General features: G+C 68.9%; 1 protein-coding gene and 3 pseudogenes. 2 read left to right on the top strand and 2 right to left on the bottom strand.

What is annotated here, in order from left to right; translation table 11 throughout:
- Positions 1–338: 338 nt before the first annotated feature.
- Positions 339–623: pseudogene (locus ACFU8Q_RS41035) on the bottom strand (hemerythrin domain-containing protein); the annotation flags it as partial.
- Positions 624–924: 301 nt separating this feature from the next.
- On the opposite strand from ACFU8Q_RS41035, the gene ACFU8Q_RS41030 reads away from it, so the two are divergent.
- Positions 925–1,344, top strand: coding sequence for an ester cyclase (locus tag ACFU8Q_RS41030; RefSeq protein WP_384465184.1), 420 nt, complete (start codon positions 925–927; stop codon positions 1,342–1,344).
- A gap of 127 nt (positions 1,345–1,471) precedes the next feature.
- Here the strand turns inward: ACFU8Q_RS41030 and ACFU8Q_RS41025 are convergent.
- A pseudogene (locus tag ACFU8Q_RS41025) lies at positions 1,472–1,872 on the bottom strand (anthrone oxygenase family protein).
- On the opposite strand from ACFU8Q_RS41025, the pseudogene ACFU8Q_RS41020 reads away from it, so the two are divergent.
- Positions 1,872–2,152, top strand: a pseudogene (locus ACFU8Q_RS41020) (helix-turn-helix domain-containing protein); the annotation flags it as partial. The pseudogenes ACFU8Q_RS41025 and ACFU8Q_RS41020 overlap by 1 nt on opposite strands.
- Positions 2,153–2,347 lie beyond the last annotated feature (195 nt).

Here is a 2,347-nt window from a genome sequence, read left to right as displayed (position 1 = left end):
TGCGGCCGCTCCAGTAGTCGGTCCAGGTGCCCTTCGGCAGATAGATGCCGTTGCGCTCGGTGGTGTCCTGGTAGACGGGTGCGGGCGTACATCGACGGCCCCAGCAGGCGCCACACCAGGCGGACGGGCGCGGGCAGGCCGCCGAGCAGGACCGCGCGCTCCCGCTCGTCGGCCTCCTCCATGACCATCCCGAAGTACTTGAACAGCTTTGTCTTGGGTGTGTTCAGCACGAAGTGTTCGCCCAGCGCGGCCCATTCCTTCGCGGTGAGGAATTGCTCGGCGAGGGGCAGCAGGTGGGCCTCCTCGTCGTCGATGTGCTCGACCAGCACCGCGCGATGCTCCTCGAGCGAGGCCACGAGGCGGTCACGGGCCTCCGCCTGGGCCGTGGGCGCCCACTTGGCGACCAGGCCGTCGACCGCGTCGAGGGTCTCGACGACCCGCTCGTGCTGGGCTTCCATGCGCAGGACGACCTCGCGCTCGAGCCCGACCCGGGTGAGCATCGGGGGCCACAGCAGCTCGTCCTCACCCTCGTGGTGGTTGATCAGCCCGGAGCGCAGGTCGGTGAAGTGCTCGGCGAGGACAGCGGCACGCTTGACGTCTCCCGGGGCGACCGCGGCGATCATCTTGCCGAGCAACGGGATCTCCCGCCGGAAGGCACGGTGGACGATGGCCATCTCCTGGGCGTCGAACCCGCCGAACTCGGAGTCGCTCCTGGCAGCCGGTGACTGGCCGTGCGCGGACGCGGTCATGAAGGCGTTCCTTTCGTGGGGATACCGAGCTCGAGAACCGGGATGGTGTCCAGCTTGACCATGAAGCACTCAAGTCACGCTCGAGCCACCGGCGACGCGCGTGCTCCAGAGCGGCTCGACCGCCGCCCGCGATGCTCTGCCCAACCGTTCCGCGACCGAACCGAGAGAGGCCAGGATGTCGAACAATCACCACGCTCTTGTCCAGAGCTTCGCAGCCATGATCAACAGTCATGACGTCAGCACCATGCCGGAGCACACGGCGCCCGGACACATCGACCACAATCCGGGGGTGGCCGACGGCCTCGAGGCCAACCGGGCTTTCTGGACCGAGGTGTTCACGGCCTTCCCCGACCTGAAGGCCGTGCTGCACGACGTCATCGGGGAAGGGGACAGGGTGGCGGCCCGCCTGGAGTACACCGCGACCCACCAGGGCACCTTCCTCGGCATACCGGCGACCGGACGCACGGTGAACTTCCAGTCCATCGACATCTGGCGGGTGGAGGACGGGCTGCTCGCGGAGCACTGGGACCAGCTGAACATGGACGACCTCTTCCGGCAGCTGGGGGTCGACCCGGCGCCGGCCGCGCAGTCCTAGGCGAGTCGATCCGACGTGATCAGTGGTCGTGGACGATGAGCGACCGGATGCGTAGCGCAACCAGCGGGACTCGGAGTGGAGGCCCCGCAGGGCCGGGGCCTCGGGATCGGTGTTGCTGAGTGAATCGTCACCGGCCGAGGGCGACCGTGAACAGGGCGAAGGCCGGCACGATCACGCCCCCCGGACGTAGTGGTAGCGCTCCCAGCGGCCCGCCTGCTGCTTCCAGTCGGTGGGCCTGCCCTCCGCGGTCCAGGTCTTGGCCCGGTCGTTGATCGGCACCAGCAGCAGCAACGACATCACCACGCTCAACCCAAGCAGCGCGGTGGCCGCCGTGACCAGCGGGGCGCCCGTGCTCTTCCAGGCCGCGGCGGCCCAGACCGCGCCGAGCACCATCGAGCTGATGTTCCAGACCGGTATGACCCGGCCGAGCACCCGGGCCCCGCCGTTGCGGGCGGCGATGCAGCTGTCGTCGGGAAGCCGGTTCAGGATCGGGTGGACGAACACCGCCACCGCGAACTCCACGCCCACTGGCGAATCGCCATCAGCTGATCATCTCCACGGCCCGGGAGCTCGCCGAGGCCCAGAGCTGGGACGCGGTCACCACGCGTAAGCTCGCCGAACGGATCGAGTACAGCCAGCCTTTCCTCTACAGCCACTTCCGGGGCAAGTGCGAGATCCTCGAGGCGGTCGCGCTGGAGGCCTTCACCGAGCTGACCGCTGCCCTGCGGGCGGCAGTGGCCGAGCAGCCCGCCGGACGGCCGGCCGTGGCCGCGCCTACACCGACTTCGCCACCGGCAACCCGGCCCTGTAGGACGCGATGTTCAGCGTCTCTAATCAGCTAAGTGATCCCATGTTGGACGTGGTGTCTGGCATGGGTTCTGCCCATCGTGGGGGGGCGTGGGCGTGCACGCTCGGCGAGTACGGACGCGGTAAGGAGTTCGCCGGTCTTCTCGTCGACTCCGGTGCGCAGCAGGCCACGGGCGCAGGCTGTGCGGGAGGTCTC

The organism is Streptomyces sp. NPDC057543 (genome assembly GCF_042801895.1).
In the GTDB taxonomy this organism is placed as follows: Bacteria; Actinomycetota; Actinomycetes; order Streptomycetales; family Streptomycetaceae; genus Streptomyces.
Note: the sequence above shows the minus strand (reverse complement) of the source record. Positions and strands in the feature narration are given on the sequence as shown.